The sequence below is a fragment of the Actibacterium ureilyticum genome (genome assembly GCF_002285435.1).
GTDB lineage: Bacteria > Pseudomonadota > Alphaproteobacteria > Rhodobacterales > Rhodobacteraceae > Actibacterium_C > Actibacterium_C ureilyticum.
The window spans coordinates 190,563-213,448 of record NZ_NSBT01000024.1 but is presented as its reverse complement, the minus strand read 5'-3'; the positions used below and the strand labels follow the sequence as shown (position 1 = coordinate 213,448).

29 protein-coding genes are annotated in these 22,886 nt (G+C 64.7%); 10 read left to right on the top strand and 19 right to left on the bottom strand.

Features of this window, described 5'->3' with window-relative positions; translation table 11 throughout:
• Window positions 1–40: 40 nt before the first annotated feature.
• On the bottom strand, window positions 41–292 hold the full coding sequence (locus CLM60_RS07105) for a DUF167 domain-containing protein (RefSeq protein ID WP_095588465.1): 252 nt from the start codon (window positions 290–292) through the stop codon (window positions 41–43).
• 205 nt (window positions 293–497) lie between these two features.
• Between CLM60_RS07105 and CLM60_RS07100 the strand changes: the two genes are divergently transcribed.
• Together CLM60_RS07100 and CLM60_RS07095 are read left to right on the top strand one after the other, a co-directional pair.
• Window positions 498–1,076 carry a nitroreductase family protein gene (locus CLM60_RS07100; protein ID WP_095588464.1) on the top strand — a complete coding sequence of 193 codons (579 nt, stop codon included), beginning with the start codon at window positions 498–500 and terminating at the stop codon, window positions 1,074–1,076.
• The gene (locus CLM60_RS07095; RefSeq protein WP_095588463.1) at window positions 1,073–1,798 is read left to right on the top strand and encodes an EI24 domain-containing protein; all 726 of its coding nucleotides are present in this window, start codon (window positions 1,073–1,075) and stop codon (window positions 1,796–1,798) included. Before CLM60_RS07100 ends, CLM60_RS07095 begins: the two co-directional genes overlap by 4 nt.
• On the opposite strand, the gene CLM60_RS07090 is transcribed toward CLM60_RS07095, so the two are convergent.
• Together CLM60_RS07090 and mce are read right to left on the bottom strand one after the other, a co-directional pair.
• Window positions 1,728–2,024, bottom strand: a complete 297-nt coding sequence (locus CLM60_RS07090) for a DUF1467 family protein (protein WP_095588462.1) — start codon at window positions 2,022–2,024, stop codon at window positions 1,728–1,730. The two genes, CLM60_RS07095 and CLM60_RS07090, sit on opposite strands and share 71 nt — an antisense overlap.
• Window positions 2,024–2,428 (bottom strand): methylmalonyl-CoA epimerase, encoded by a 405-nt coding sequence (gene mce / locus CLM60_RS07085; protein WP_095588461.1) that lies wholly within the window; start codon window positions 2,426–2,428, stop codon window positions 2,024–2,026. The genes CLM60_RS07090 and mce overlap by 1 nt, the downstream gene beginning before the upstream one ends.
• 142 nt (window positions 2,429–2,570) lie before the next feature.
• On the opposite strand from mce, the gene CLM60_RS07080 reads away from it, so the two are divergent.
• Entirely contained in the window at window positions 2,571–3,272 is a 702-nt protein-coding gene (locus CLM60_RS07080) for a response regulator (RefSeq protein WP_095588460.1), read from the top strand.
• On the opposite strand, the gene CLM60_RS07075 is transcribed toward CLM60_RS07080, so the two are convergent.
• On the bottom strand, window positions 3,269–3,985 hold the full coding sequence (locus tag CLM60_RS07075) for a GNAT family N-acetyltransferase (RefSeq protein ID WP_095588459.1): 717 nt from the start codon (window positions 3,983–3,985) through the stop codon (window positions 3,269–3,271). The two genes, CLM60_RS07080 and CLM60_RS07075, sit on opposite strands and share 4 nt — an antisense overlap.
• Before the next feature lie 68 nt (window positions 3,986–4,053).
• On the bottom strand, window positions 4,054–5,829 hold the full coding sequence (gene aspS / locus CLM60_RS07070; protein ID WP_095588458.1) for an aspartate--tRNA ligase: 1,776 nt from the start codon (window positions 5,827–5,829) through the stop codon (window positions 4,054–4,056).
• Between the two features lie 172 nt (window positions 5,830–6,001).
• On the opposite strand from aspS, the gene CLM60_RS07065 reads away from it, so the two are divergent.
• Window positions 6,002–7,201 carry an SAM-dependent methyltransferase gene (locus tag CLM60_RS07065; RefSeq protein WP_095588457.1) on the top strand — a complete coding sequence of 400 codons (1,200 nt, stop codon included), beginning with the start codon at window positions 6,002–6,004 and terminating at the stop codon, window positions 7,199–7,201.
• On the opposite strand, the gene CLM60_RS07060 is transcribed toward CLM60_RS07065, so the two are convergent.
• Window positions 7,198–7,860 carry a CPBP family intramembrane glutamic endopeptidase gene (locus CLM60_RS07060; protein ID WP_095588456.1) on the bottom strand — a complete coding sequence of 221 codons (663 nt, stop codon included), beginning with the start codon at window positions 7,858–7,860 and terminating at the stop codon, window positions 7,198–7,200. The two genes, CLM60_RS07065 and CLM60_RS07060, sit on opposite strands and share 4 nt — an antisense overlap.
• Before the next feature lie 128 nt (window positions 7,861–7,988).
• On the opposite strand from CLM60_RS07060, the gene carB reads away from it, so the two are divergent.
• The 6 genes from carB to CLM60_RS20870 all read left to right on the top strand — a co-directional run bounded on the left by carB (window position 7,989) and on the right by CLM60_RS20870 (window position 14,927).
• Complete coding sequence (gene carB, locus CLM60_RS07055) at window positions 7,989–11,312, top strand: carbamoyl-phosphate synthase large subunit (RefSeq protein WP_095588455.1); 3,324 nt, start codon at window positions 7,989–7,991, stop codon at window positions 11,310–11,312.
• Window positions 11,313–11,317: 5 nt separating this feature from the next.
• Window positions 11,318–12,400, top strand: coding sequence for a hypothetical protein (locus CLM60_RS07050; RefSeq protein WP_095588454.1), 1,083 nt, complete (start codon window positions 11,318–11,320; stop codon window positions 12,398–12,400).
• Window positions 12,401–12,569: 169 nt separating this feature from the next.
• Window positions 12,570–13,406 (top strand): autoinducer binding domain-containing protein, encoded by an 837-nt coding sequence (locus tag CLM60_RS07045; RefSeq protein WP_095588453.1) that lies wholly within the window; start codon window positions 12,570–12,572, stop codon window positions 13,404–13,406.
• A 90-nt stretch (window positions 13,407–13,496) separates the two neighbouring features.
• Window positions 13,497–13,784, top strand: a complete 288-nt coding sequence (locus CLM60_RS07040) for a hypothetical protein (RefSeq protein WP_095588452.1) — start codon at window positions 13,497–13,499, stop codon at window positions 13,782–13,784.
• 76 nt (window positions 13,785–13,860) lie between these two features.
• Entirely contained in the window at window positions 13,861–14,625 is a 765-nt protein-coding gene (fabI, locus tag CLM60_RS07035) for an enoyl-ACP reductase FabI (protein WP_095588451.1), read from the top strand.
• A 140-nt stretch (window positions 14,626–14,765) separates the two neighbouring features.
• A complete protein-coding gene (locus CLM60_RS20870) occupies window positions 14,766–14,927 on the top strand; it encodes a hypothetical protein (RefSeq protein WP_176473818.1) in 162 nt (53 codons plus the stop codon).
• Here CLM60_RS20870 and CLM60_RS07030 read toward each other — a convergent pair.
• The 13 genes from CLM60_RS07030 to ffh all read right to left on the bottom strand — a co-directional run bounded on the left by CLM60_RS07030 (window position 14,896) and on the right by ffh (window position 22,860).
• Window positions 14,896–15,705 carry a division plane positioning ATPase MipZ gene (locus CLM60_RS07030; protein ID WP_095588450.1) on the bottom strand — a complete coding sequence of 270 codons (810 nt, stop codon included), beginning with the start codon at window positions 15,703–15,705 and terminating at the stop codon, window positions 14,896–14,898. The two genes, CLM60_RS20870 and CLM60_RS07030, sit on opposite strands and share 32 nt — an antisense overlap.
• Window positions 15,706–15,918: 213 nt before the next feature.
• A complete protein-coding gene (gene rpmE / locus CLM60_RS07025; protein ID WP_095588449.1) occupies window positions 15,919–16,140 on the bottom strand; it encodes a 50S ribosomal protein L31 in 222 nt (73 codons plus the stop codon).
• A gap of 11 nt (window positions 16,141–16,151) precedes the next feature.
• Window positions 16,152–16,535 (bottom strand): 50S ribosomal protein L19, encoded by a 384-nt coding sequence (gene rplS / locus CLM60_RS07020; protein ID WP_095588448.1) that lies wholly within the window; start codon window positions 16,533–16,535, stop codon window positions 16,152–16,154.
• A gap of 261 nt (window positions 16,536–16,796) precedes the next feature.
• Window positions 16,797–17,105, bottom strand: a complete 309-nt coding sequence (locus CLM60_RS07015; protein ID WP_095588447.1) for an EthD family reductase — start codon at window positions 17,103–17,105, stop codon at window positions 16,797–16,799.
• A gap of 85 nt (window positions 17,106–17,190) precedes the next feature.
• Window positions 17,191–17,994 (bottom strand): tRNA (guanosine(37)-N1)-methyltransferase TrmD, encoded by an 804-nt coding sequence (gene trmD / locus CLM60_RS07010; RefSeq protein ID WP_095588446.1) that lies wholly within the window; start codon window positions 17,992–17,994, stop codon window positions 17,191–17,193.
• Complete coding sequence (rimM, locus tag CLM60_RS07005) at window positions 17,984–18,499, bottom strand: ribosome maturation factor RimM (RefSeq protein ID WP_095588445.1); 516 nt, start codon at window positions 18,497–18,499, stop codon at window positions 17,984–17,986. Before rimM ends, trmD begins: the two co-directional genes overlap by 11 nt.
• A complete protein-coding gene (locus CLM60_RS20865) occupies window positions 18,496–18,639 on the bottom strand; it encodes a hypothetical protein (RefSeq protein WP_176473817.1) in 144 nt (47 codons plus the stop codon). Before CLM60_RS20865 ends, rimM begins: the two co-directional genes overlap by 4 nt.
• Before the next feature lie 145 nt (window positions 18,640–18,784).
• Window positions 18,785–19,171 (bottom strand): 30S ribosomal protein S16, encoded by a 387-nt coding sequence (gene rpsP / locus CLM60_RS07000; RefSeq protein WP_095588444.1) that lies wholly within the window; start codon window positions 19,169–19,171, stop codon window positions 18,785–18,787.
• A gap of 72 nt (window positions 19,172–19,243) precedes the next feature.
• Window positions 19,244–19,540: a chorismate mutase gene (locus CLM60_RS06995; RefSeq protein ID WP_095588443.1), complete on the bottom strand. Its 297-nt coding sequence runs from the start codon at window positions 19,538–19,540 to the stop codon at window positions 19,244–19,246.
• Complete coding sequence (locus tag CLM60_RS06990; RefSeq protein ID WP_095588442.1) at window positions 19,533–20,138, bottom strand: GNAT family N-acetyltransferase; 606 nt, start codon at window positions 20,136–20,138, stop codon at window positions 19,533–19,535. Before CLM60_RS06990 ends, CLM60_RS06995 begins: the two co-directional genes overlap by 8 nt.
• Before the next feature lies 1 nt (window position 20,139).
• Window positions 20,140–20,667, bottom strand: coding sequence for a GNAT family N-acetyltransferase (locus CLM60_RS06985; protein ID WP_095588441.1), 528 nt, complete (start codon window positions 20,665–20,667; stop codon window positions 20,140–20,142).
• On the bottom strand, window positions 20,667–21,257 hold the full coding sequence (locus CLM60_RS06980; protein WP_095588440.1) for a GNAT family N-acetyltransferase: 591 nt from the start codon (window positions 21,255–21,257) through the stop codon (window positions 20,667–20,669). Before CLM60_RS06980 ends, CLM60_RS06985 begins: the two co-directional genes overlap by 1 nt.
• A gap of 115 nt (window positions 21,258–21,372) precedes the next feature.
• Complete coding sequence (ffh, locus tag CLM60_RS06975; RefSeq protein WP_095588439.1) at window positions 21,373–22,860, bottom strand: signal recognition particle protein; 1,488 nt, start codon at window positions 22,858–22,860, stop codon at window positions 21,373–21,375.
• Between the last annotated feature and the right edge of the window lie 26 nt (window positions 22,861–22,886).

Below are 22,886 nucleotides of genomic sequence, written 5' to 3'. Positions count from 1 at the left end.
GGCCAGAGTGTGTTGCGGCCCGCGCGCTGGCGGTTGCGGGTCAGCCCCGCACCCGGAACACCTTGTCCCGCGCGTTTGCGCCGCGGATCAGCTCCAGCCGGGATTTCGGGACGCCGGTGGCCTTGGCCAGCAGTTTCACCACCGCTGCGTTGGCCTTACCGTCTTCGGGCGGGGCGGTGACATAGGCGCGCAGGCCGTTTTCATCCTGTACCAGTGCATTGCGCGAGGCTTTGGGGGTGGCGCGCAGGGCGATCTCGGTTCCCGGGTGGGCCAGGTGTGTCAGGTCAGGCATGGGCGGGCTTTCCGGTGGGGCTCTGCCCGAAGGTGCCAGACCCGGGACGGAATGGCCATGGGGGCAGGGGCGCTGCCCCTCTGCCCCGGTGACCCGGGGCATTCACCCCGGAGTATTTTGCGGAGCAATGAAGGGGGCAATGGTGGGCGGGCCTTGAATTTCGAGCGTCTTTGCCCGACATCGGGCCTGTAACGAGGAGAGTTTGATGCCCGATCCCAACCCGCAGGCGATGGAATTCCTGCTGTCGCGCCGCTCGCGCCCTGCCAAGACACTGGCCGGTCCGGTGCCGGATGACGCCGCGCTGATGCCGATTTTGACGGCTGCGGCGCGCACGCCCGATCATGGCAAGCTGGAGCCCTGGCGGTTTATCGTGTTGCGTCAGGCGGCGCTGAAACGGCTGGCGGCGCTGTCGCGGGCCCGGGGGGCCGCATTGCAGATGGCGCCCGAGAAGGTCGACAAGATGGCGCGCCAGTTCGACGATGCGGAACTGGCCGTTGCGGTGATTGCCGCGCCGCAGCCGTCCGAGAAAGTGCCCGAGATCGAACAGATCCTGTCCGCCGGGGCGGTGTGCCTGTCGATGCTGAACGCGGCGCTGGCCAGCGGCTGGGGGGCGAACTGGCTGTCGGGCTGGGCCTCGCATGACCGCGATTTCGTCGAGACGGGGCTGGGGCTTTCGGCGCAGGAAAGCGTGGCGGGGTTCATCCATATCGGGACCGAGACCAGCGCGCCGCCGGATCGTCCGCGCCCGGATTTGGGCGCGATCACGACCTGGGTCGAGGCATGATTTTCGATGCGTTCCTGAAATCGCTGGGCCAGCTGGGCGATCCGCGATTCCAGTCGGTCTTGTGGAAGGGGATCGGGTTGACCGTCGCGCTGCTGGTGGCGGTGACCTGGGGGTTTGTGACGCTGATCGGCTGGTTCGTGCCCGATACGTTGACCATCCCTTGGGTGGGCGAGATCGGCTGGACCGACAATGTGCTGTCCTTTGCCGCCGTGGGGCTGATGATGGTGTTGTCGGTGTTCCTGATGGTGCCTGTCGCCTCGGCCTTTACCGGGATTTTCCTCGATGACGTGGCCGAGGCGGTCGAGGATCGCCATTACCCCGGTCTGCCCCCCGCGCCGCGGCTGGGCTTTGGCGCGATGATCACCGACAGCCTGGCTTTCCTGGGGGTGCTGCTGCTGGCCAACCTGCTGATGCTGTTGATCTATCTGATTTCCGGCCCGCTTGTGCCGCTGCTGTTCTGGGCGGTGAACGGCTTCCTGCTGGGGCGGGAATATTTCCAGATGGCGGCGATGCGGCGTCTGGGGCGCGCGGGCGCGGTCGCCCTGCGCAAGCGGCATTTCGGCACGATCTGGCTGGCCGGTATCCTGATGGCGATCCCGCTATCGGTGCCGCTGGTCAACCTGCTGGTGCCGATCCTGGGGGCCGCGACCTTTACTCATTTGGTCCAGCGGCTTCAGGCGCGGGACCCATCCGGCCAAAGAAGTCCAGATCCCGCACGGTGATCGCGCCCGAGATGATGGTGCCCGCGATCAGCGCCCACAGAACGGTGCTGATCACGGTGACCACAAGCGCGGTGCGCCGGGGGTTGAAATCGGCCGGGGCGCTGGCATGGGTGCCCGGTTCGATCTGGCCCGCTTCGGCCTGCGTGCGCTTCATGAAGGGAAGCGTGACGAACAGCACCAGAAACCAGATCACCGCGAACAGGACGATGGCCGATGTGATGCCCATCAGACCTGCTCCAGCTCCACCAGGCAGCCGTTGAAATCCTTGGGGTGCAGGAACAGCACCGGCTTTCCATGGGCGCCGATCTTGGGCTCGCCCGAGCCCAGAACGCGGGCGCCTTCGGCTTTCAGCTTGTCGCGCGCGGCCAGGATATCGTCGACCTCGTAACAGATGTGATGAATGCCGCCGGCGGGGTTCTTTTCCAGGAAACCGGCGATGGGGCTGCCCTCGCCCAAGGGATAGAGCAGTTCGATCTTGGTGTTGGGCAGTTCGATGAAGACCACCGTGACGCCGTGATCGGGTTCGTCCTGCGGTGCGCCGACATTGGCGCCCAGCGTGTTGCGGTACTGGGCCGATGCGGCGTCCAGGTCGGGTACCGCGATGGCGACGTGGTTAAGGCGTCCGATCATTGGGGGCTCCTCCGGGTCAATCAGGTTGCGCAGGTTATGGGGCGGTGCACCGTCATACGCAAGCCCGCGCGGGTGGCCTGCGGCAATTAACCGGCGGTTAGGGATGATTCCGTTTACTGGGGCAAAGCACAGGAGTCGCCCCATGACCGATGACATTCTCACATTCCCCTTTGCGGCCAGCGCGTCGCGGACCCGCCCGCTGATGGGTGTGACCGTGATGCTGGTCGATGACAGCCGATTTGCCTCGGACGCGGTGCGGCTGTTGTGCCAGCGTTCCGGCGCGCGGATCCGGCGGGCCGATTGCCTGACCTCGGCCCGGCGGCATCTGCAGGTCTATCAGCCAACGGTCGCCATTGTGGATATCGGCCTGCCGGACGGGTCGGGGGCGGCGCTGATCGCGGAACTGGCCGCCGCGCGCCCGCGGGTGCCGGTCATTCTGGGAACCAGCGGTGACGATGGCGCGCGCGACGATGTGATGGCCGCCGGGGCCGATGGGTTCCTGGCCAAGCCGGTGGAATCGATTGCGCAGTTTCAGGCGCTGATCCTGTCGCTGCTGGACGATCCCGATCGCGGCCAGCCCCATGCGCCGACCCAGGATCGGGTGACGCCCGATCCGATCGCGCTGCGCGACGATCTGCGCCATGCCGCGCAGGTCCTGCGCGAGGGGGCCGATGACGCCCGCGTGCGCTATGTCGCGCAATTCACCGGCGGGTTGGCGCGCAGCGCGGGCGATCTGTCGCTGGCAAGGGCCGCGCAATCGCTGGGGCAGGGCGCCGATCCCGGCGTGGTGTCGGGCCTGTTCGACGCGTTGAGCGACAGTTTGAACGAGGCCAGCCCGGTCTAAGGGTGCAGCGCCGGATCCCGCGCCACCAGAACGGGCGCGGTCAGTGCTGACAGGCTGCGCCTTTGCCGCCCTTCGGCGTCGAAATTGTCGGGCGCGAGCCAGGTGTCATAGGCGGCTTTCAACATGGGCCATTCGCTGTCGATGCAGGCGAACCATGCGGTGTCGCGGTTGCGGCCCTTGACCACCGTGGCCTGGCGAAAGATGCCCTCATAGCTGAGGCCCAACCGCTGCGCCGCCCGGCGCGAGGCCAGGTTCAGCGCGTTGCATTTCCATTCGTACCGGCGATAGCCCGCCCCGAACGCCCAGCCCATCATCAGCACCATCGCCTCGGTCGCGGCACGGGTGCGTTGCAGCGCGGGGCCATAGCAGATGAAGCCGACCTCGATCGCGCCCGATGCGGGATCGATTCGCAGGAAACTGGCCTGTCCGCCGATCTGCCCGGTTTCCAGGTCGGTGATGGCATAGAGCATCGGATCGGTCACCGGCGCGGCGGCTTGGACCCATTCCGCCAGCGCGGGTTGATCGGGGAAGGGGCCCACCGGCATGTAATCCCACAGCGCGTCATGCCCGGCATAGGCGGCATAAAGCCCCGGCACATGGCGTTCGGGATTGAACCGGTCCAGCCGGGCATAGCGCCCGACCAGCGCCCCACCATCGGGGGGCTGCGGGGCCACCCAGCCCGGTACCGGTGTGCCCAGCTTTTCATCCGACATGATCGGTCCCCCGCCCGCGATTCCGTCCGCGCAGGCTAGCCCGAATTCCGGGGGCGGGGAAAGCGGGTTCAGTCCTGTTCGACCACCCGCAGCGACAGTTCGCGCAACTGTTCGTTGGTGGGATCGCTGGGCGCGTTCATCATTAGGTCTTCGGCCCGCTGGTTCATCGGGAACATGATGACCTCGCGGATATTGGCCTCGTCCGCCAGCAGCATCACGATCCGGTCGATGCCCGCCGCGCAGCCGCCGTGGGGCGGGGCGCCGTATTGGAACGCGTTGACCATGCCGCCGAAGCGCTTCTTGACCTCGTCCTCGCCGTAGCCCGCGAGTTCAAAGGCCTTGAACATGATCTCGGGCTTGTGGTTCCGGATCGCACCCGACACCAGCTCGTAGCCGTTGCAGGCCAGGTCATATTGGAACCCGCGCACGGCCAGCGGGTCGCCCGCCAGCGCGTCCATCCCGCCCTGCGGCATGGAGAACGGGTTGTGGTCGAAATCCAGCGCGCCGGTTTCGTCATCCTTCTGATAGATCGGGAAATCCACGATCCAGGCAAAGGCGAAGCGGTCCTGTTCGGTCAGGCCCAGCTCGTCGCCGATCACGCTGCGGGCGCGGCCCGCGACGGATTCGAACGCCTTGGGCTTGCCGCCCAGGAAGAACGCGGCATCGCCCACGCCCAGGTCCAGCTGCTGGCGGATCGCCTCGGTCCGCTCAGGCCCGATATTCTTGGCCAGGGGGCCGGCGGCTTCCATGCCGTTTTCGCCCTCGCGCCAGAAGATATACCCCATTCCGGGCAGACCTTCCTGTTGCGCGAACTTGTTCATCCGGTCGCAGAACTTGCGCGAGCCGCCGCCCGGCGCCGGGATGGCGCGGATCTGGGTGCCGTCCTGCTCCAGCAGCTTCGCGAAGATCGCGAAGCCACTATCGCGGAAGTGGTCGGAGACCACTTGCATTTTAATGGGATTGCGCAGGTCGGGCTTGTCGGTGCCGTACCAAAGGGCCGCATCGGCATAGGAAATCTGCGGCCAGTCCTGATCGACCGACGCACCCTCGCCGAATTCCTCGAACACGCCCTGCAGCACCGGCTGGATCGTATCGAACACGTCCTGCTGGGTGACAAAGGACATCTCCATGTCCAGCTGATAGAAATCGGTGGGCGAGCGGTCTGCGCGCGGGTCTTCGTCGCGGAAGCACGGCGCGATCTGGAAATACTTGTCGAAGCCCGCGACCATCATCAGTTGCTTGAACTGCTGCGGGGCCTGGGGCAGGGCATAGAACTTGCCCGGATGCAGGCGGCTTGGCACCAGGAAGTCGCGCGCGCCCTCGGGGCTTGATGCGGTGATGATCGGCGTCTGGTATTCGCGGAAACCCTTGTCCCACATCCGGCGGCGCATGCTGGCGATCACGTCGCTGCGCAGGGTCATGTTCTTCTGCATCGCCTCGCGGCGCAGGTCCAGGAACCGGTATTTCAGGCGCGTTTCCTCGGGGTATTCCTGATCGCCGAAGACCATCAGCGGCAGCTCGCCCGCCGCGCCCAGAACCTCCAGATCGCGGACGAACACCTCGACCTCGCCCGTGGGCAGGGCGGGGTTCACCAGGCTTTCGTCGCGCGCCAGCACGTTGCCGTCGATGCGGATGCACCATTCCGAGCGGACCTTCTCCAGCTCGGCGAAGACGGGGCTGTCGCCGTCGGCGATCACCTGGGTGATGCCGTAATGGTCGCGCAGGTCGATGAACAGCACGCCGCCGTGGTCGCGGATCCGGTGCACCCAGCCCGACAGGCGGACGGTTTCCCCGACGTTTTCTTTGGTCAGTGCGGCACAGGTATGGCTGCGGAAGGCGTGCATTTTCTGTCCTCTCGGGCGGTCAGAGTCTCGGTCCGGGCCGATACACATGGATGTGGGCGGGAAGTCAAGGGAGCGATGGTCCGCAACCCGGTTTTGACAGCGCCCGGCAGAGCCGACAGTATCGGCCCGAAGGGGAGGTGCAACACCCAACCATCGGCACGAGGGATGGCTTATGTGGCACGGATTGTTGGATCGCACATTGCAGCGGCTGATCGTGGATGGCCGCATGGATCTGGTCTTTCCTGATGGAACGCGGCGCCGATACGGGCAGGGCACGGGCGCGCCGATCACCGTGCGGCTGCACGACGCCGCCCTCCCGCGCCGGATCGTCCTGAACCCCGAGCTGGCGGTGGGCGAGGGCTATATGGATCAGACGCTGACCATCGATGGCGACGATCTTTACGGGTTGATGGCGCTGGTGCTGGAAAACCGCGGGCGCGGGCGGTCGGCCCCGGCGGTCGCGCTGAACCACGCGCTGCGCCAGATGCTGCGCAGGGTGCAGCAATACAACCCGATCAGCCGGGCGCAGTCGAATGTGGCCCATCACTATGACCTGTCGGGGCAGCTTTACGATCTGTTCCTGGACGAGGACCGGCAATATTCCTGCGCCTATTTCAAGACGCCGCAGGACACGCTGGAACAGGCGCAGGCGCAGAAAAAGGCGCATATTGCGGGCAAGCTGCTGCTGAAGCCCGACATGCGGGTTCTGGATATCGGCTGCGGCTGGGGCGGCATGGCGCTGACGCTGGCGCGGGATCATGGGGTGCGGGTCGTGGGCGTCACGCTGAGCCGCGAGCAGCACAAGGTCGCCACCGCGCGCGCAGCGGCGGCGGGGTTGTCGGACCGGATCGACATCCGCCTGACCGACTATCGCCAGGTGACCGAGACCTTTGACCGGATCGTGTCGGTGGGCATGTTCGAACATGTGGGCGTGCCGCATTACCGCGAGTATTTCACCCATGTCCGCGACAAGCTGACCGAGGATGGCGTGGCGCTGATCCACACGATCGGGCGCAAGACCCCGCCCGCCACGACCAGCCCGTGGCTTTTGAAATACATCTTTCCCGGCGGCTATGTGCCGGCGCTGTCGGAAACCATGGCGGCGGTCGAACGGGCGGGGCTCTGGGCCTGTGATATCGAGGTCTGGCGCCTGCATTACGCCGAGACGTTGCGGCACTGGTATGACCGGTTCATGGACCGGATCGACGAGGCAGAGGCGCTCTATGACGCGCGATTCTGCCGTATGTGGCGGTATTACCTGATCGCGTCCGAGCTGTCGTTCCGGCTGAACCAGCAGGTGGTGTTCCAGTTGCAGCTGTCGCGCCGCCAGGACGCCGTGCCGCTGACGCGGGACTATCTGTACGGGGGCTAGAACGGGCGTTCGACATTCCCGGAATAGAAAAAGATCCCCATCCCGATGGCAAAGATCAGCTGCCCGGCGATGGCATGCAGCACCACGGCCTGCGGGAAGTTCCGCTGCCGGACATAGGAATGGGCAAAGACCAGCCCGCCGCAAAAGGTCATCAGCGCGACGATCCAGCTCCAGTACATCAGATGCGCCAGCGAGAACGCCGCGGCGTTCAGCATCAGCCCCACGTGACGGTCCGGCAGCAGGGCGCCATAGCGCGCATAATAAAGCGCGCGATAGATCAGCTCTTGCGGCAGGGCCGACAGGATCGGGTACAGCAGCAGAATCATCACCAGCAGCCGGGGCTGGTGACGGGCCAGGCCAAACAGGTTGCCCGGCGCGACCCAGGACATGATCGCCACACAGGTCGCCGCGGTCACCACCGCCAGCCCCAGAACCAGCCGCAGGTCGATCCGCCCGGCGCCATCCAGCAGCGCCGACCAGCGGAACCCCGGCGACCGGTTCAACAGCCACAACCCCACCGCCATCACCGAGAAAAGCGCGGGAAACATCAATTCCGGCGGCAAAACCAACGCCATAGCCACCGGCGCCACCAGATAGAGCGTCGCAAATTCCGCCCACAGCCGGGCCCGCGTTCCGTCCGCATGTGCAATCTGAAACATTTGGCCCGTATCCCCCGGCTTTCCCTGTTCTGACATAGGGCCGTCCGCCGCGTTAGCCAACAGGTCTTGCGCCCGGGTTCCGCTTGGCTATAAACCGCAGCAATTTGCCAGCCCTGGGGTCCCGTGACATGCCGAAAAGAACCGATATCAAATCCATCATGATCATCGGCGCAGGCCCCATCGTCATCGGGCAGGCGTGCGAGTTCGACTATTCCGGCGCCCAGGCCTGCAAGGCGCTGCGCGAAGAAGGGTACCGGGTGATCCTGGTCAATTCGAACCCCGCCACGATCATGACCGACCCGGGCCTGGCCGACGCCACCTATATCGAGCCGATCACGCCGGAAATCGTCGCCAAGATCATCGAAAAGGAACGCCCCGACGCGCTGCTGCCCACGATGGGCGGTCAGACGGGGCTGAACACCTCTCTCGCGCTGGAAGAGATGGGCGTTCTGGACAAGTTCGGGGTCGAGATGATCGGCGCCAAGCGCGACGCGATCGAAATGGCCGAGGATCGCGCGCTGTTCCGCGATGCGATGGACCGGCTGGGCATCGAAAACCCGCGCGCCACCATCGTCACCGCACCCAAGGGCGCCAATGGCGCCAAGGATCTGTCCGCAGGCGTGGCGCTGGCGATGGCCGCGCTGGACGAGATCGGCCTGCCCGCGATCATCCGCCCCGCCTTTACGCTGGGCGGCACCGGCGGCGGCGTGGCCTATAACCGCGACGATTACGAGGCGATTTGCCGGTCGGGCATGGATGCCTCGCCCGTGGGTCAGATCCTGGTTGATGAATCGCTGCTGGGCTGGAAGGAATACGAGATGGAGGTCGTCCGCGACAAGGCCGACAACGCCATCATCGTCTGTTCCATCGAAAACGTCGATCCGATGGGCGTGCACACGGGCGATTCGATCACCGTGGCGCCCGCGCTGACGCTGACCGACAAAGAATACCAGATCATGCGCAACCACTCGATCAACGTGCTGCGCGAGATCGGCGTCGAAACCGGCGGCTCGAACGTGCAATGGGCGGTGAACCCGGTCGATGGCCGCATGGTCGTGATCGAGATGAACCCGCGCGTGTCGCGGTCGTCCGCGCTGGCGTCCAAGGCGACGGGCTTCCCGATTGCCAAGATCGCCGCGAAACTCGCCGTGGGCTATACGCTGGATGAGCTGGACAACGACATCACCAAGGTGACGCCGGCCAGCTTCGAGCCCACCATCGACTATGTCGTCACCAAGATCCCGAAATTCGCGTTCGAGAAATTCCCGGGCTCGGAACCCTATCTGACCACCGCGATGAAATCGGTGGGAGAGGCGATGGCGATTGGCCGCACGATCCACGAATCGCTGCAAAAGGCGCTGGCCAGCATGGAAAGCGGCCTGACCGGCTTTGACGAGGTCGTTATCGAAGGCGCGCCCGACAAGGCCGCCGTCATAAAGGCGATCAGCCGGCAGACCCCCGACCGCATGCGCACCATCGCGCAGGCCATGCGCCACGGGCTGACCGATGACGAGATTCAGGCCGCCACCGCGTTCGACCCGTGGTTCCTGGCCCGCATCCGCGAGATCGTCGAGGCCGAGGCCGACCTGCGCAAGCACGGCCTGCCGGTGACGGAACAGGGCCTGCGCCGGATCAAGATGATGGGCTTCACCGATGCCCGCCTGGCCAAGCTGACGGGGCGGGATGAGGATAACGTCCGCCGCGCCCGCCTGAACCTGGGCGTCAAGGCCGTGTTCAAGCGCATCGACACCTGCGCGGCCGAGTTCGAGGCGCAGACGCCCTATATGTATTCGACCTATGAAGAGCCGATGATGGGCGAGGTCGAATGCGAAGCCCGCCCCAGCGATAAGAAAAAGGTCGTGATCCTGGGCGGTGGCCCGAACCGGATCGGCCAGGGGATCGAGTTCGACTATTGCTGCTGTCACGCCTGTTTTGCGCTGACCGAGCAGGGGTACGAGACCATCATGATCAACTGCAACCCCGAGACGGTCAGCACCGACTATGACACCTCGGACCGACTGTATTTCGAGCCGCTGACCTTTGAGCATGTGATGGAAATCCTGCGGGTCGAACAGGAAAACGGCACACTGCACGGCGTGATCGTCCAGTTCGGCGGCCAGACCCCGCTGAAGCTGGCCAATGCGCTGAATGATGCGGGCATCCCGATCCTGGGCACCACGCCCGACGCCATCGACCTGGCCGAGGACCGCGAGCGGTTCCAGGCGCTGGTCAACGATCTGGGCCTGAAACAGCCCAAGAACGGCATCGCCAGCACCGACAAACAGGCGCTGGCCATCGCCGCCGATATCGGCTTCCCGCTGGTCATTCGCCCGTCCTATGTGCTGGGCGGCCGCGCGATGGAAATCGTCCGCGATCAGGCGCAGCTGGAACGCTATATCGCCGAGGCCGTGGTGGTCTCGGGCGACAGCCCGGTTCTGCTGGACAGCTATCTGTCGGGCGCGGTGGAATGCGATGTCGATGCGCTGTGCGACGGGCAGAACGTCCATGTGGCGGGCATCATGCAGCATATCGAGGAAGCCGGCGTGCATTCGGGCGACAGCGCCTGTTCGCTGCCGCCCTATTCGCTGTCGGACGAAATCATCGCCCAGCTGAAGGAACAGACCGTCAAACTGGCCCGCGCGCTGAACGTGGTCGGCCTGATGAACGTGCAATTCGCGGTCAAGAATGGCGAGATCTACTTGATCGAGGTCAACCCGCGCGCCAGCCGCACCGTGCCCTTCGTGGCCAAGGCGACCGACAGCGCGATCGCGTCCATCGCTGCGCGCCTGATGGCGGGCGAGCCGCTGTCGAACTTCCCGCTGCGCCCGCCCTACAAGCCCGGCACGATGGAACAGCCCATCGCCGACCCGATGACGCTGGCCGATCCGAACATGCCATGGTTCAGCGTGAAAGAAGCGGTTCTGCCCTTCGCGCGGTTCCCCGGTGTCGACACGATCCTGGGGCCGGAAATGCGGTCAACGGGCGAGGTCATGGGCTGGGATCACTCCTTCCCGCGCGCGTTCCTCAAGGCGCAGCTGGGCGCGGGCACCGACCTGCCGACCGACGGCGCGGTGTTCTTCTCGATCAAGGATGACGACAAGACGCCCGAGCTGGTCGAAACCGCACAGATCCTGGTGGATCTGGGGTTCGAGATCATCGCAACCCGCGGCACGGCATCCTTCCTCGAGGGGCACGGGATCGCCTGCGTGGTGGTCAACAAGGTCTATGAGGGGCGCCCGAACATCGTCGACATGATGAAGGACGGCCGCATCAGCCTGGTCATGAACACTACCGAAGGCGCACAGGCGGTCGAAGACAGCCGCGAGATCCGCTCGGTCGCGCTCTATGACAAGATCCCCTATTTCACCACCGCCGCCGCCAGCCACGCCGCCGCGCTTGCCATGGCCTCGCGCAATGAGGGCGAGATCGGCGTACGCAGCCTGCAAGGCTGAGCGTTATGGGCACCGCCACGATCCAGTTGAACGGTCTGGCGCTGCCCGCGGAACGCTTTCGCCGCCATGTGCCCGCCGCAGCGCAGGATCTGCCGGACAGCTTCGGCGCGCGGCACGATTTCAACTGGCTGTGGTACGATGCCTTCTGGCGCGACGGGCGGGTCCACCTGATCTGTCCGAAGCTCTTCAACTTCGAACCTTTGGTCCGTGCCGCTACCTGGCACCTGGACGGCGCCCCGGCCCGGATCGCGCGCATCCGCCGCCGGCGCCGCCATGACATCATCACCCTGCGGGCACGGGTAAAACCCCGCGAAATCGCGGTCGCCTTCGACGGGTTTGCGGGCCAAAGCGCGGTGGGCGACTGCCCGTTCGACCTGTTTCGCGGCCTGAACGCCCATGTGGCGATTTCGCAGAACAACGACCTGCAATGGATCCACGACTTTGCCCTGTTCCACAAACGCGAACACGGGCTTCAGGCGATGCTTCTGTTCGACAATGCCTCGGACCGCTACACGCCCGAAGACATCCACGCGGCGTTGGAACCGGTGGGGCTGGATACGGTGGCGGTGGTGCCCACGCCCTATCCCTATGGCCCGACGGGCCGCTACAAATACCTGCAGACCAGCGTGCTGGACATCGCGCGCCTGCGCTTCCTGCGCGACAGCCGCGCGACCCTCGTCTGCGATATCGACGAACTTTTCCTGACCGATGGTCCCAGCCTTTTCGATGTCGCGGCCGGGTCGCGGCTGGGCTTTGCCAGCTTCAACGGCTATTGGCACTATCCCGGCGCCGACCATACCGGCCCGGCCAGCCACCGCGATCATGTCTACACCCATACCCCGCGCCGGGGATCGAATTCGAAATACTGTATCGTCCCGGGCGGCCCGCTGCGCTGGCTGGGCTGGGACGTGCACAAACCCGACTTCATGTCGCTGGACAAGCTGGTGCGTCATGACCGCATCCGGTTCATGCATTGCCGGGCCGTCACCACCAACTGGAAGGGCGGCAATCGCTATGACAGCCCCGGCGATCTGGTGATCGACCCCGATGCGCAGCGCGCGCTGTCGCGCGTCTTTGGCGCGTCATAGCCATGTCCTTTCATTGCTCTGAAAATACTCCGGGGGGCCGGGGGCAGCGCCCCCGGCGCCCGCTGTGGCCCGGCGCGGCCATACGACACTGTTATCGAATTTTGCTTCACAGGCGCTTTGCGGTAAGACAAAAAGGGAATGGTAACGGTTCTGCGAACAGGTGTGTGTGATGATTGAAGCGGTGATTCCAAACTTCGATTCCGAACTGGAAACGCTACAGCATCTCGGTCCGTCGGGCTTCGTTCTGGTCTTCAACATGACTTTCACCGGGCCCGAGGATTTCTATTCCTCCTACCCCGCGGAATGGCAGCAGATCTATCAGGACGAGGCGCTGACGATCACCGATCCGATCATGCACTGGGTCATGACCCATTCGGGCTTTGCACGCTGGTCGGATATCCGCTTTCCCGACCCCGGTCAGATCATGAAACGCGCGCGGCAGTACGACATGAACTTCGGCGCGGTCTTTTCCGCCGAGCTGGACGGGAAACGCTGCCTGATGACGCTGGCGCGGGCCGACCGGGAATTCACCGAGGAAGAGCTTGAGCTGCTGCATTCCAAGTTTCAGCGCTATCTGACCTTCATGGCGGCCGGATGCGGTTCGGACCAACCCCTGGCCGAAGCGCCGCGCCCTCAAAAAGCGGTCGCCGGGGCGCCCAGAATGCGAAACATGTTCATGTTCAACGAATTTCAGATTCAGGGCTATGTCGGCGCCATCCGGGTGCAGGACGCCTTTATCGAGATCGACGTTGCCGTCACCCATGCCCGGATCGATCCCGAAACCGGGCAGCGGCTGGAAGAGATCGCCTGGAACACCGTGCGGGCCGGGGCCGACACCTATGGCTACGAATGGGCGCGCGACCGGTTGTCCAGCGGCGATCTGGTCCATATCCGCGGCGAGATCGCCCGCCCCGTCGCGACCGGGCAACAGGCGGCATCGGCGCTGCTGGCCAATTCGGTCGCCTATGTGCCGCTGCGCAAGGCCGACCCGGGCCGCCCGGCCTAGGGGACGCGTTCCGCGACCGGGCATTTTCCGCCCCGGTCCCGCGCCTGTCCGTGCTAGGATGCCCGCATTGTACCGAAGGAGATTTCAGCAATGCACCGTTTCATCCTGCCCGTTCTTCTGCTGGCCGCCTGCACGCCCCCGACACCCGCGCCGCCCCCCGACACCGATCTGCCCTTGGTGCGCAGCTATCGCGCCGAGGGGGACCAGTGCATGCTGGTGGGCGAAAATGGCTATACCAACCAGTTTCTCGACCACACCAGCGATCTTGTGGCCTGTCCCACCGATTACGAGGGGCTGGGCGTTTTCGTGACCGAAACCGGCGCGGTTCAGGTCGACACCTATCAGGGCTGGACGCTGTTCACCGTCGCGCGCGCGTAATCCGCGCGGCTTTTCAGACCGTCGTCCGTCCGTTACAGCTTTGGGTTAGGGGAGGGCCGTCAGCAGGAGTTGTGGCATGTTTTCCCTATCCGGACAAAAGGCGCTGATCGTCGGTATCGCGAACGCGCATTCCATCGCCTATGGCTGCGCCCGCGCGCTCAAGGCGCAGGGCGCGGACCTGGCCATCACCTATCTCAACCCCAAGGCCGAGCCTTTCGTCCGGCCCCTGGCCGAAGAGCTGGAGGCCGAGATCTTCGCCCCGCTCGACGTGACCCAGCCCGCGCAGATGGACGCGCTGTTCCAGCAGATCGCAACGGAATGGGGGCGGCTGGACAGCCTGCTGCATTCCATCGCCTTTTGCCCGGCCGAGGATCTGCATGGCCGCGTCACCGATTGTTCGCGCGCGGGCTTTGCCCAGGCGATGGATATCTCGGTCGGCTCGTTCATCGAGCTGGTGCGCCGGGCCGAGCCGCTGATGGGGGCAGGGGGCACCTGTCTGACGGTCAGCTATTACGGCGCCGAAAAGGTGGTGGAACATTACAACGTGATGGGTCCGGTCAAGGCGGCGCTGGAATCCGTCACGCAATACATGGCCGCCGAACTGGGCGCGAAAAAGATCTCGGTCCACGCGCTGTCGCCGGGGCCGCTCAAGACGCGGGCGGCATCGGGGATCGACCATTTCGACCAGATGCTGGACAGCGCCGCGGCGCGTGCGCCGACCCACCAGCTTGCCACGATCGACGATGTCGGTGCCTATGCCGCGTTCCTGTGCAGCCCCGCGGCGCGGAATGTCACCGGCGGGGTGCATTACATCGATGGCGGTTATCACATCGTGGGATAGATGTGGTTGCGATTGTCGCAACAAGCTCAACCAATTGTTCACCAACTTCCCGCTATGATCCGAAAACCGTCAGGGCCGCGCCACAGTTTCGCCGCGCAGCGCCCTGAAGATTCTCGGCATAGACGCGATGGGAGAGCGCCATGAAACTGCTTCGGATGATCGGAAAGACCACAGGTCAACGTGCAAAAGGCAACACGTTCGACAAACGGCTGGAAACGCTGGAAACCGACGCGGACACGCGCCGCGTTCAGGTATCGGCATTCGGCAAGGTCAGAAATCAACCTGTACGCCGGGCAGCCTGATTTCGTTCATCAGGTCACGCAGCTCCTGCCGGGCGGCGACGTTCGACAGGTTCAGCCCCTTGACGCCGATATCCTTCAGATCCAGCAGGGTCAGACCATTGGGGAACAGCTCGCGGAAGATCACGCGCTCGCTGAACCCCGGTGCGACGCGGAAGCCGATGCGGCGCGACAGGTTGTCCAGCGCATCGCCCATCTTCTTCTTGTTGTGCATCTGTTGCGCGCCCAGCCGGTTGCGCAGCACGATCCAGTCGATCGGCGGCAGCCCGGCCTGCGCCCGCAGCTGGCGCGCGTGCCAGACCATCTCGGAATAGATCGACGGGCCCAGGATCTTGCCATCTGCCGGATCGAACCGCGCCAGCAGGTCGAAATCGATGAAACTGTCATTCAGCGGCGTGATCAGCGTATCGGCCAGCGAATGCGCCACCTGGCTCAGGCGGGTATGCGAACCGGGGCAATCGATCAGGATGAAATCGACATTGTTTTCCAGTGTCGAAACTGCGGCCGACAGGCGCCGGTCAAAGATATTCTCGCCCGGGTCCAATTGGCTTTTGTCGATTTCCGGCAATTCGGCATATTCGGGTGTCGCCAGGTCCAGCCCATTGCGGGCGCAATAGCCCAGGCGATTGCTGACATAGCGGCCAAAGCTGCGCTGGCGCAGGTCCAAGTCCAGCACGCCCACCTTGTGGCCCATGCGCGACAATGCGGTGGCCACATGCATCGACACCGTGGATTTCCCGGCCCCGCCCTTTTCGTTTCCGACAACGATAATATGCGCCATGTCCTCGAATTCCGTTTATTGCCGCCATTCTGTGGGCGATTTGTTTCTTTCTAGGGTCTGCGCTGATCTAAGGAAAGATCGGGCTGCTGACAATTCCAGAATGTGGCGCGGACGCATGAGTGGCCGCAAATCGGCAAAGGCCAATCCGCAATTGCCGAAATGAAAAACGCCGCCCGGTCGGGGCGGCGTTCGTCATTCCGAAACGGCGTTGGATCAGAAACCCAGGCCTTCGTATTTCTTCTTGAACTTGGACACGCGGCCGCCGGTGTCCATCAGTTTCGACGAGCCGCCGGTCCAGGCGGGGTGCGCCGAAGGGTCGATGTCCAGCGACATCGTATCGCCTTCCTTGCCCCAGGTCGAACGCATCTGGATCACGGTGCCATCGGTCAGTTTCACGTCGATGAAGTGATAATCGGGGTGCAGATCTTTTTTCATATCCGGTTTCCTTACGCTTCGGCGCCGGCTTTGGGCTTATAGCTGCTGACTTCGGCGATACGGGCGGATTTGCCGCGACGCGAACGCAGGTAATACAGTTTGGCGCGGCGCACACGGCCACGGCGCACGACCTCGATGCTGTCGATATTGGTCGAATAGAGGGGGAACACACGCTCCACGCCCTCGCCGAACGAGATCTTGCGCACGGTGAACGAACCGGCAATGCCTTCGCCGTTCTTGCGCGCGATGCACACGCCTTCATAGTTCTGAACACGGGTGCGGGTGCCCTCGGTCACCTTGTAACCGACACGGATGGTATCCCCGGCCTTGAAATCCGGGATGGTCTTGCCAAGCTGAGCGATCTGCTCGGCTTCAAGCTGTGCGATCAGGTCCATCGCGACGTCTCCTATATGCTCACGGTTTGTCCCGTGAAGTTTGCACGCGCCCCAGAGCTCTTGGTCTTCGTCCGGGTCCGCCAGATGCGCCCGCCAGAGAATAGGTCAGCATTTCTTTCCCGGGAGTGCCCGGTTTCCCGCGCAAAGGTCTTAATCGCCACCGAAGAATGTGGGAATCACAAGACCAGCCGCGCGCGGAATGGGCGGGGTAAACCACGGTTCTGCCCTTATATCAAGGGTATTTTCAGCCGTTTCGATGGTTCAGCCGATGGTTTCGCCCAACAGCATCTGCGGCGCGCTGTCGGTGAAGTTGGCGATGTCCGCGACCACGGGCCCGGCTTTGCTCAGCGCGGCGTCCAGTTCGCCCTGATCGGCAAAGACGATGCTGGCCACCGCATGGAAACCCGCAGTGCCACCGCCGGGGGCGCCGGTGCCCTTTGTGACCAGCGTGTGGTCGATATGCGCGCCCATATATTCACCCACCATCGGCAGGTGGGTGTTGATGTAATAATCCATGTCGAATTTGGTCCCCTCGGTCGCGGGGTAAATCACCTGAAGTGTCACGGCCATGTCGGTTCCTCCCAGTACTGGGGCGCAGTATGGCGGTGACGATGCGGTGCTGGCAACGCCCTGGCGCGGGGTTGCGACCAATGTCTTAGTCTTCGTCCCGCTTGAAACGCGCCCACAGATCCGGGCGCCGTTCACGGGTCAGCGCCTCGGCCTCGGCCTGCCGCCATTCGGCGATCTTGCCGTGGTGGCCGGACATCAGCACCTCGGGGATCTCGCGCCCCTGCCAGACCGCCGGGCGGGTGTATTGCGGATGCTCCAGCAGCCCGTTGGAATGGCTTTCGTCCTCGGTCGAGGCTTCGTTGCCCAGCACGCCGGGGATCAGCCGGACGGTGGCGTCGATCATGGCTTGGGCCGCGATCTCGCCCCCGGTCAGGACGAAATCGCCCAGGCTGACCTCCTCGATCCGGTGATGGTCCAGCACCCGCTGGTCCACCCCTTCGAACCGGCCGCACAGCATCGTCAGCCCCTGCGCCCCGGCCCAGCGGCGCGCGGTCGCCTGATCGAACGGCGTGCCGCGCGGCGACAGGTACACCACCGGCCAATCGGCGCGCGCGGGCGGGGTGCCGATGGCGGCCTGGCGCAGCGCCGCATCCACCACATCGGCGCGCAGGACCATGCCCGCGCCGCCACCCGCGGGCGTGTCGTCGACATTGCGGTGCTTGCCGATGCCAAAGGGGCGCAGGTCGATGGGTTCCAGCGCCCACAGCCCCTGATCCAGCGCCTTGCCGGTCAGCGACTGGCCCAGAACGCCCGGAAAGGCCTGCGGGAACAGGGTGATGATCTTGGCCGTCCACGCGCCGCGCAGGCGCGGGCGTTCGGCCATCAGGTCGCGCGGCTGAAGCGAGGCGCTGATCGACAGCCGCCCGTGGGACCGGGGCTTATCCGTCATCGGGGAACACGCCTTCGGGCGGGTCGGCGATGATCCGGCCCGCTTTCAGGTCGACGGTCGGCACGGCCTCGCGGGTGAAGGGCAAAAGCGCGGTGGTCTTCAGCCCGGGGCCGAAGATTTCCAGCATGTCGCCCGCGCCGTGATCATGCACCGCGCGCACCACGCCCAGCACCTTGCCACCGGTGTCCAGCACCTGCAGCCCGATCAGATCGGCGTGATAAAACTCGTCATCGGGCAGGTCGGGCAGGGCGTCGCGCGGGGCAAACAGCTGCACACCCTTCATCGCGTCGGCCTCTTCCTTGGTGCCGACGCCCGACAGGCGCGCGGCAAAGCCGTTCTTGACCGGCCGGGTGATAGTGACGGTCACGCTGCGGCCATCGCTGGTGGTCAGTGGGCCATAATCGCCCAGCCCCGCGGGATCGGCGGTAAAGCTTTTCAGCCGCACCTCGCCCCGCACGCCGAAGGACCCGGAAATGGCACCGACGCAGATCTTGTCGTTACTCATGGCGATATCCCCCGGCAGATCCGGTTTTCGATGGTCCCGCCCGCCTGTGTACAGGCCTTGGCGGATTGGTCGGCCTGAAACCACATGCCAAAGCCGAAGGCCGTGGCCGGGATCAGGATCTTGCGCGCCAGCCAGAACATCACCGCGCCCTTTCAGGCATGGATCGGCTGGCGGCAAAGGTGCAAGAGCCGCCCGCCGGGGCGGCCCTTGCCGGTTTCGATCGGCCACAGCGATGTGTGAACCCAGGGCGCATGACCCCTCCCGTACCGCTTGCGCGGGGGCAGATTACTCTGCCGCCTGCTCTTCGGTGTCTTCGGCCGGGGCTTCGGCGGCTTCCGCTGCCTTGGCGGCTTTCTCTTCGGCGCGCTCGACGGCTTTCTTGCCGGGGGCGGCCTTCTTGGGGTTGTTGCGCTCTTTCTTGTTCAGAACGCCCGCGGCTTCCAGCATGCGGCTGATACGGTCGGTCGGCTGCGCGCCTTCGCCCAGCCAGTACTGAACGCGTTCCATGTCCATTTTCACGCGCTCTTCGCTGTCTTTGGGCAGCAGCGGGTTATAGGTGCCCAGCTTTTCGATATAGCGGCCATCGCGGGGCATGCGGCTGTCAGCCGCAACGATGCGATAGAAGGGACGCTTTTTCGAGCCGCCACGGGCCAGACGAATTTTGATAGCCATTTGTTTTCTCCTTGAACTGGCGATCAGCGGCAAGGCCGCTTGGTCTTGGTGTTTGGCGCACCAAAGGTGCGCTTACTCTTGGTGTCTCTTGTGGTGTTGGATGACTTCCTGAATGACGAAATTCAGGAACTTCTTGGCGAATTCGGGGTCCAGATCGGCTTCCAGCGCCATGCGCTGCAAGCGTTCGATCTGTTGGCTTTCGCGCATCGGATCCGATGGCGGAAGATCGTGCGTGGCCTTCAGCACGCCCACGGCCTGGGTGTGCTTGAACCGTTCGGCCAGGGTATAGACCAGGATCGCGTCCAGCCGGTCGATGCTGTCGCGATGGCCTTTCAGCAGCTCGGCGGCGCGTGTCGTTTGATCAGTCAATGGCCCAGCCTTTCGGTTTGAACAGCGGATCGCAGTAATGCCCGATCTCCAGCGCGATACCGTCGGCGATCTGGCTGTTTTTCAACGCCTCGGGCGCGGGGTGGCGATAGACCGCGTCATTGCCGTCGATGGTCCTGGCCTCGGTATCCTTGACCGCCCCCAGACGCTCGGCCAGCCGGATGCTGTCCAGGTTCTTGGGGTCGATATAGCTGACCGCGCCGTCCCAGCCCCGCTGGGTATAGAAAAACCGCCGCGCCGCGTCCGTGGCTTCCAGCGCATAGCCGCGCCCCGCCTTGTCGGGCCAGATGATCCAGGCGATCTCGCGCTCGGGCCAGACGGCGGGCTGCCAGCCACCGGCCATGCCCACGGTCTCGGCGCTGTCCTTCAGGTGGATCATCCACATGCCGAAGCCGCGGATTTCCCAATGACCGATCTCGGCGGCATACAGCATCCAGGTCTCATAGGGGTTCAGCGGCCCGCCCATGAACCGCGACCGATAGGACGCGAAGGTCGCCTTGAAATCCGGATAATCCCCGGGCTCGGGGCCGCGCAAAACCAGCCGCCGGGTTTCCAGAACGGGGATGTCGAGATGGCCCATCTCAGCACACCTCCGGCTTCGGATGGCGGTAGACGATGATATCGGCATCCTCGAACGGATGCGCGGCGCCTGGCTCGGCATGGCATCCCAGCCGTTCTGCCAGCGCACGTGACCGTTGGTTCGCGGCGTCGATATAACTGATGGCGGTGGTCCAGCCCAACACGTCATAGGCATAGCGGCGCACCGCCTGCGCGGCCTCGAACGCGATTCCGCGCCCCTCTGCCTGTTCATACAGAACCCAGCCCAGTTCGGGCTCTGTCCAGCCGTCGGGATAAAGCGGCCCGACAACGCCAAGGGCCGCGTCCGAGCCGCGCTCGGTGACGGTAAACATGCCATAGCCGTGGATCGCCCAATGCCCCCAGCGCGACGCAAAGTTGCGCCACGCGACCATGCGTGTGAAGGGACCGCCCACGAACTGTGCCCGGTCCGATGTCCGGAATTCGGCATCGGCTTCCCAGTCGGCGGCCTTGGGGCCGCGAAGGATCAGACGTTCGGTTTCAAGTTCGGGGATGGTCAGGGTGATCTGCATCACATCCCCCCGTCGGGGCTGTGGCGGAAGACCCGGCAATCATCATCCAGCTCTGCGGCGGCCGCTTCATCAGGCTTCGCGCCCAGCCGCTGCGCCAGAGCGATCGATCGCGTGTTTTCCGGCGCCACGTAGCTTACCAGGGTGCTCAATCCCATCGCACCAAAGGCATAGTCGCGGGCGGCGCGCACGGCTTCGGTGGCAAAACCCCGCCCCCCGGCATCAGGCCGGAACAGATAGCCCAGCTCATGCGCGCGGTCGCCATATGCCATCGCGACCGAAACGAACCCCAAAACCCGCGTATCCTCGCGCGCAACGACGGTCCACATCCCACAACCGCGCAGCAGCCATCCAGCGACATACTGGGTGAAATCCAGCCAGGCATCGCGGCGCGACAACGGCCCATCCATATGTACCGCGCGATCCGACATCATGATCGCGGCATAGCTGTCGAAATCTCCGATCACCGGCGCGCGCAGCACCAGCCGCGCAGTGTCCAGCTGTGGCACGCGATCCACCAACAGCGCGGCCAGCCGGTCGGGCGCCCCCTGCGGGGCGGCTTCCCAAGGCAAAGGGGCCTTGGCGCAAATCATGCCCCCACCCCTTCTTCTTGGCACAAATATCCTCGGGGAGCGCGAGGGGCAGACAGCCCCTCGCTCCCGCATGGCGCCAGATGCGCCGCCGCCTGGATATGTGCCGAAACCGCGATCACTTCTTCTTCCCGAACCCGCTCAGCCCCGGGGGCAGGGCCGCGCCGCCGCCCAGGCCGGGCAAGCCGCCGCCCTGGCCCAATTGCTTGGCGGCCGCTTCCATCGCGGCGGGGTCGTTCATGTCGGGCATGCCGCCTTTGCCGAACATGCCCTTCATGGCCTGTTTCAGCATGCCGCCCTTACCCATCTTGCCCATTTTCTTCATCATGTCCGACATCTGCCGGTGCATCTTCAGCAGCTTGTTGAGGTCCGAAACCTCCATCCCCGCGCCGGCGGCGATGCGTTTCTTGCGGCTGGCCTGCAACAGTTGCGGGTTGGCGCGTTCCTTCTTGGTCATCGACTGGATCAGCGCGATCTGGCGCTTGATCACCTTGTCGTCCATGCCCGCATCCTGCACCTGCTTGGCCATCTTGCCCATGCCGGGCATCATGCCCATGATGCCTTCCATCCCGCCCATCTTGAGCATCTGTTCCAGCTGCATCTTCAGGTCGTTCATGTTGAACCGGCCCTTCTGGAACCGCTCCATCATCTTTTCGGCCTGTTCGGCTTCGATGGTTTCCTGCGCCTTCTCGACCAGGGCCACGATGTCGCCCATGCCGAGGATCCGGCCCGCGATGCGGTCCGGCTCGAAGGTCTCCAGCGCGTCCATCTTCTCGCCCAGGCCGACGAAACGGATGGGCTTGCCGGTCACCGCGCGCATCGACAGCGCCGCACCGCCACGCCCGTCGCCATCCATCCGGGTCAGGACAACGCCCGAAATCCCGATCTTGTCGTCGAATTCCTGCGCGACCTCGACCGCGACCTGGCCGGTCAGCCCGTCGACCACCAGCAGCGTCTCGCGCGGGTCGACGGCGTTGCGGACCTGCTCGACCTCGTCCATCAGGACCTCGTCGATATGCAACCGCCCGGCGGTGTCCAGCATATAGACGTCATAGCCGCCCATCGTTGCCTGCTGTTTGGCGCGCTTGGCGATGTCGACGGGTTTCTGGCCCGGCACGATCGGCAGGGTATCGACGCCGATCTGGGTGCCCAGCACCGCCAGCTGATCCATCGCTGCCGGGCGATACACGTCGAGCGAGGCCATGAGGACGCGCTTGCCCTCTTTGTCCTTCAGCCGCTTGGCCAGCTTGCCGGTGGTGGTCGTCTTGCCGCCGCCCTGCAGGCCGACCATCAGGATCGGCGCGGGCGGGTTGTCGACCTTCAGCTTGCCGGGATCTTCGTCGCCGGTCAGGACATGGACCAGCTCGTCATGGACGATCTTGACCACCTGCTGGCCCGGGGTCACGGATTTGGTGACCGCCTGGCCGGTGGCCTTTTCCTGTACCGCCTTGACGAAATCGCGCGCCACGGGCAGCGACACGTCGGCCTCCAGCAGGGCGACGCGCACCTCGCGCAGGGCGGTCTTGACGTCATCCTCGGACAGCGCGCCCTGCTTGGTCAGCCGGTCGAATACGCCAGAGAGGCGTTCGGACAGATTTTCAAACATGCTCTCGGCTCCTTCGCCCGTTGCAA

Coding starts and splice junctions, on each gene's coding strand:
- rpsP (WP_095588444.1), bottom strand. CDS start 19,171: ATGGCTATCAAAATTCGTCTGGCCCGTGGCGGCTCGAAAAAGCGTCCC.
- CLM60_RS07040 (WP_095588452.1), top strand. CDS start 13,497: ATGCACCGTTTCATCCTGCCCGTTCTTCTGCTGGCCGCCTGCACGCCC.
- mce (WP_095588461.1), bottom strand. CDS start 2,428: ATGATCGGACGCCTTAACCACGTCGCCATCGCGGTACCCGACCTGGAC.
- CLM60_RS07080 (WP_095588460.1), top strand. CDS start 2,571: ATGACCGATGACATTCTCACATTCCCCTTTGCGGCCAGCGCGTCGCGG.
- rpmE (WP_095588449.1), bottom strand. CDS start 16,140: ATGAAAAAAGATCTGCACCCCGATTATCACTTCATCGACGTGAAACTG.
- CLM60_RS07045 (WP_095588453.1), top strand. CDS start 12,570: ATGATTGAAGCGGTGATTCCAAACTTCGATTCCGAACTGGAAACGCTA.
- rimM (WP_095588445.1), bottom strand. CDS start 18,499: ATGAGTAACGACAAGATCTGCGTCGGTGCCATTTCCGGGTCCTTCGGC.
- CLM60_RS07095 (WP_095588463.1), top strand. CDS start 1,073: ATGATTTTCGATGCGTTCCTGAAATCGCTGGGCCAGCTGGGCGATCCG.
- CLM60_RS20865 (WP_176473817.1), bottom strand. CDS start 18,639: ATGTTCTGGCTGGCGCGCAAGATCCTGATCCCGGCCACGGCCTTCGGC.
- CLM60_RS07090 (WP_095588462.1), bottom strand. CDS start 2,024: ATGGGCATCACATCGGCCATCGTCCTGTTCGCGGTGATCTGGTTTCTG.
- CLM60_RS07100 (WP_095588464.1), top strand. CDS start 498: ATGCCCGATCCCAACCCGCAGGCGATGGAATTCCTGCTGTCGCGCCGC.
- fabI (WP_095588451.1), top strand. CDS start 13,861: ATGTTTTCCCTATCCGGACAAAAGGCGCTGATCGTCGGTATCGCGAAC.
- CLM60_RS06990 (WP_095588442.1), bottom strand. CDS start 20,138: ATGGGCCATCTCGACATCCCCGTTCTGGAAACCCGGCGGCTGGTTTTG.
- CLM60_RS06985 (WP_095588441.1), bottom strand. CDS start 20,667: ATGCAGATCACCCTGACCATCCCCGAACTTGAAACCGAACGTCTGATC.
- aspS (WP_095588458.1), bottom strand. CDS start 5,829: ATGCACGCCTTCCGCAGCCATACCTGTGCCGCACTGACCAAAGAAAAC.
- trmD (WP_095588446.1), bottom strand. CDS start 17,994: ATGACGGATAAGCCCCGGTCCCACGGGCGGCTGTCGATCAGCGCCTCG.
- CLM60_RS07015 (WP_095588447.1), bottom strand. CDS start 17,105: ATGGCCGTGACACTTCAGGTGATTTACCCCGCGACCGAGGGGACCAAA.
- CLM60_RS07075 (WP_095588459.1), bottom strand. CDS start 3,985: ATGTCGGATGAAAAGCTGGGCACACCGGTACCGGGCTGGGTGGCCCCG.
- rplS (WP_095588448.1), bottom strand. CDS start 16,535: ATGGACCTGATCGCACAGCTTGAAGCCGAGCAGATCGCTCAGCTTGGC.
- ffh (WP_095588439.1), bottom strand. CDS start 22,860: ATGTTTGAAAATCTGTCCGAACGCCTCTCTGGCGTATTCGACCGGCTG.
- CLM60_RS07060 (WP_095588456.1), bottom strand. CDS start 7,860: ATGTTTCAGATTGCACATGCGGACGGAACGCGGGCCCGGCTGTGGGCG.
- CLM60_RS07030 (WP_095588450.1), bottom strand. CDS start 15,705: ATGGCGCATATTATCGTTGTCGGAAACGAAAAGGGCGGGGCCGGGAAA.
- carB (WP_095588455.1), top strand. CDS start 7,989: ATGCCGAAAAGAACCGATATCAAATCCATCATGATCATCGGCGCAGGC.
- CLM60_RS07105 (WP_095588465.1), bottom strand. CDS start 292: ATGCCTGACCTGACACACCTGGCCCACCCGGGAACCGAGATCGCCCTG.
- CLM60_RS20870 (WP_176473818.1), top strand. CDS start 14,766: ATGAAACTGCTTCGGATGATCGGAAAGACCACAGGTCAACGTGCAAAA.
- CLM60_RS06980 (WP_095588440.1), bottom strand. CDS start 21,257: ATGATTTGCGCCAAGGCCCCTTTGCCTTGGGAAGCCGCCCCGCAGGGG.
- CLM60_RS07050 (WP_095588454.1), top strand. CDS start 11,318: ATGGGCACCGCCACGATCCAGTTGAACGGTCTGGCGCTGCCCGCGGAA.
- CLM60_RS07065 (WP_095588457.1), top strand. CDS start 6,002: ATGTGGCACGGATTGTTGGATCGCACATTGCAGCGGCTGATCGTGGAT.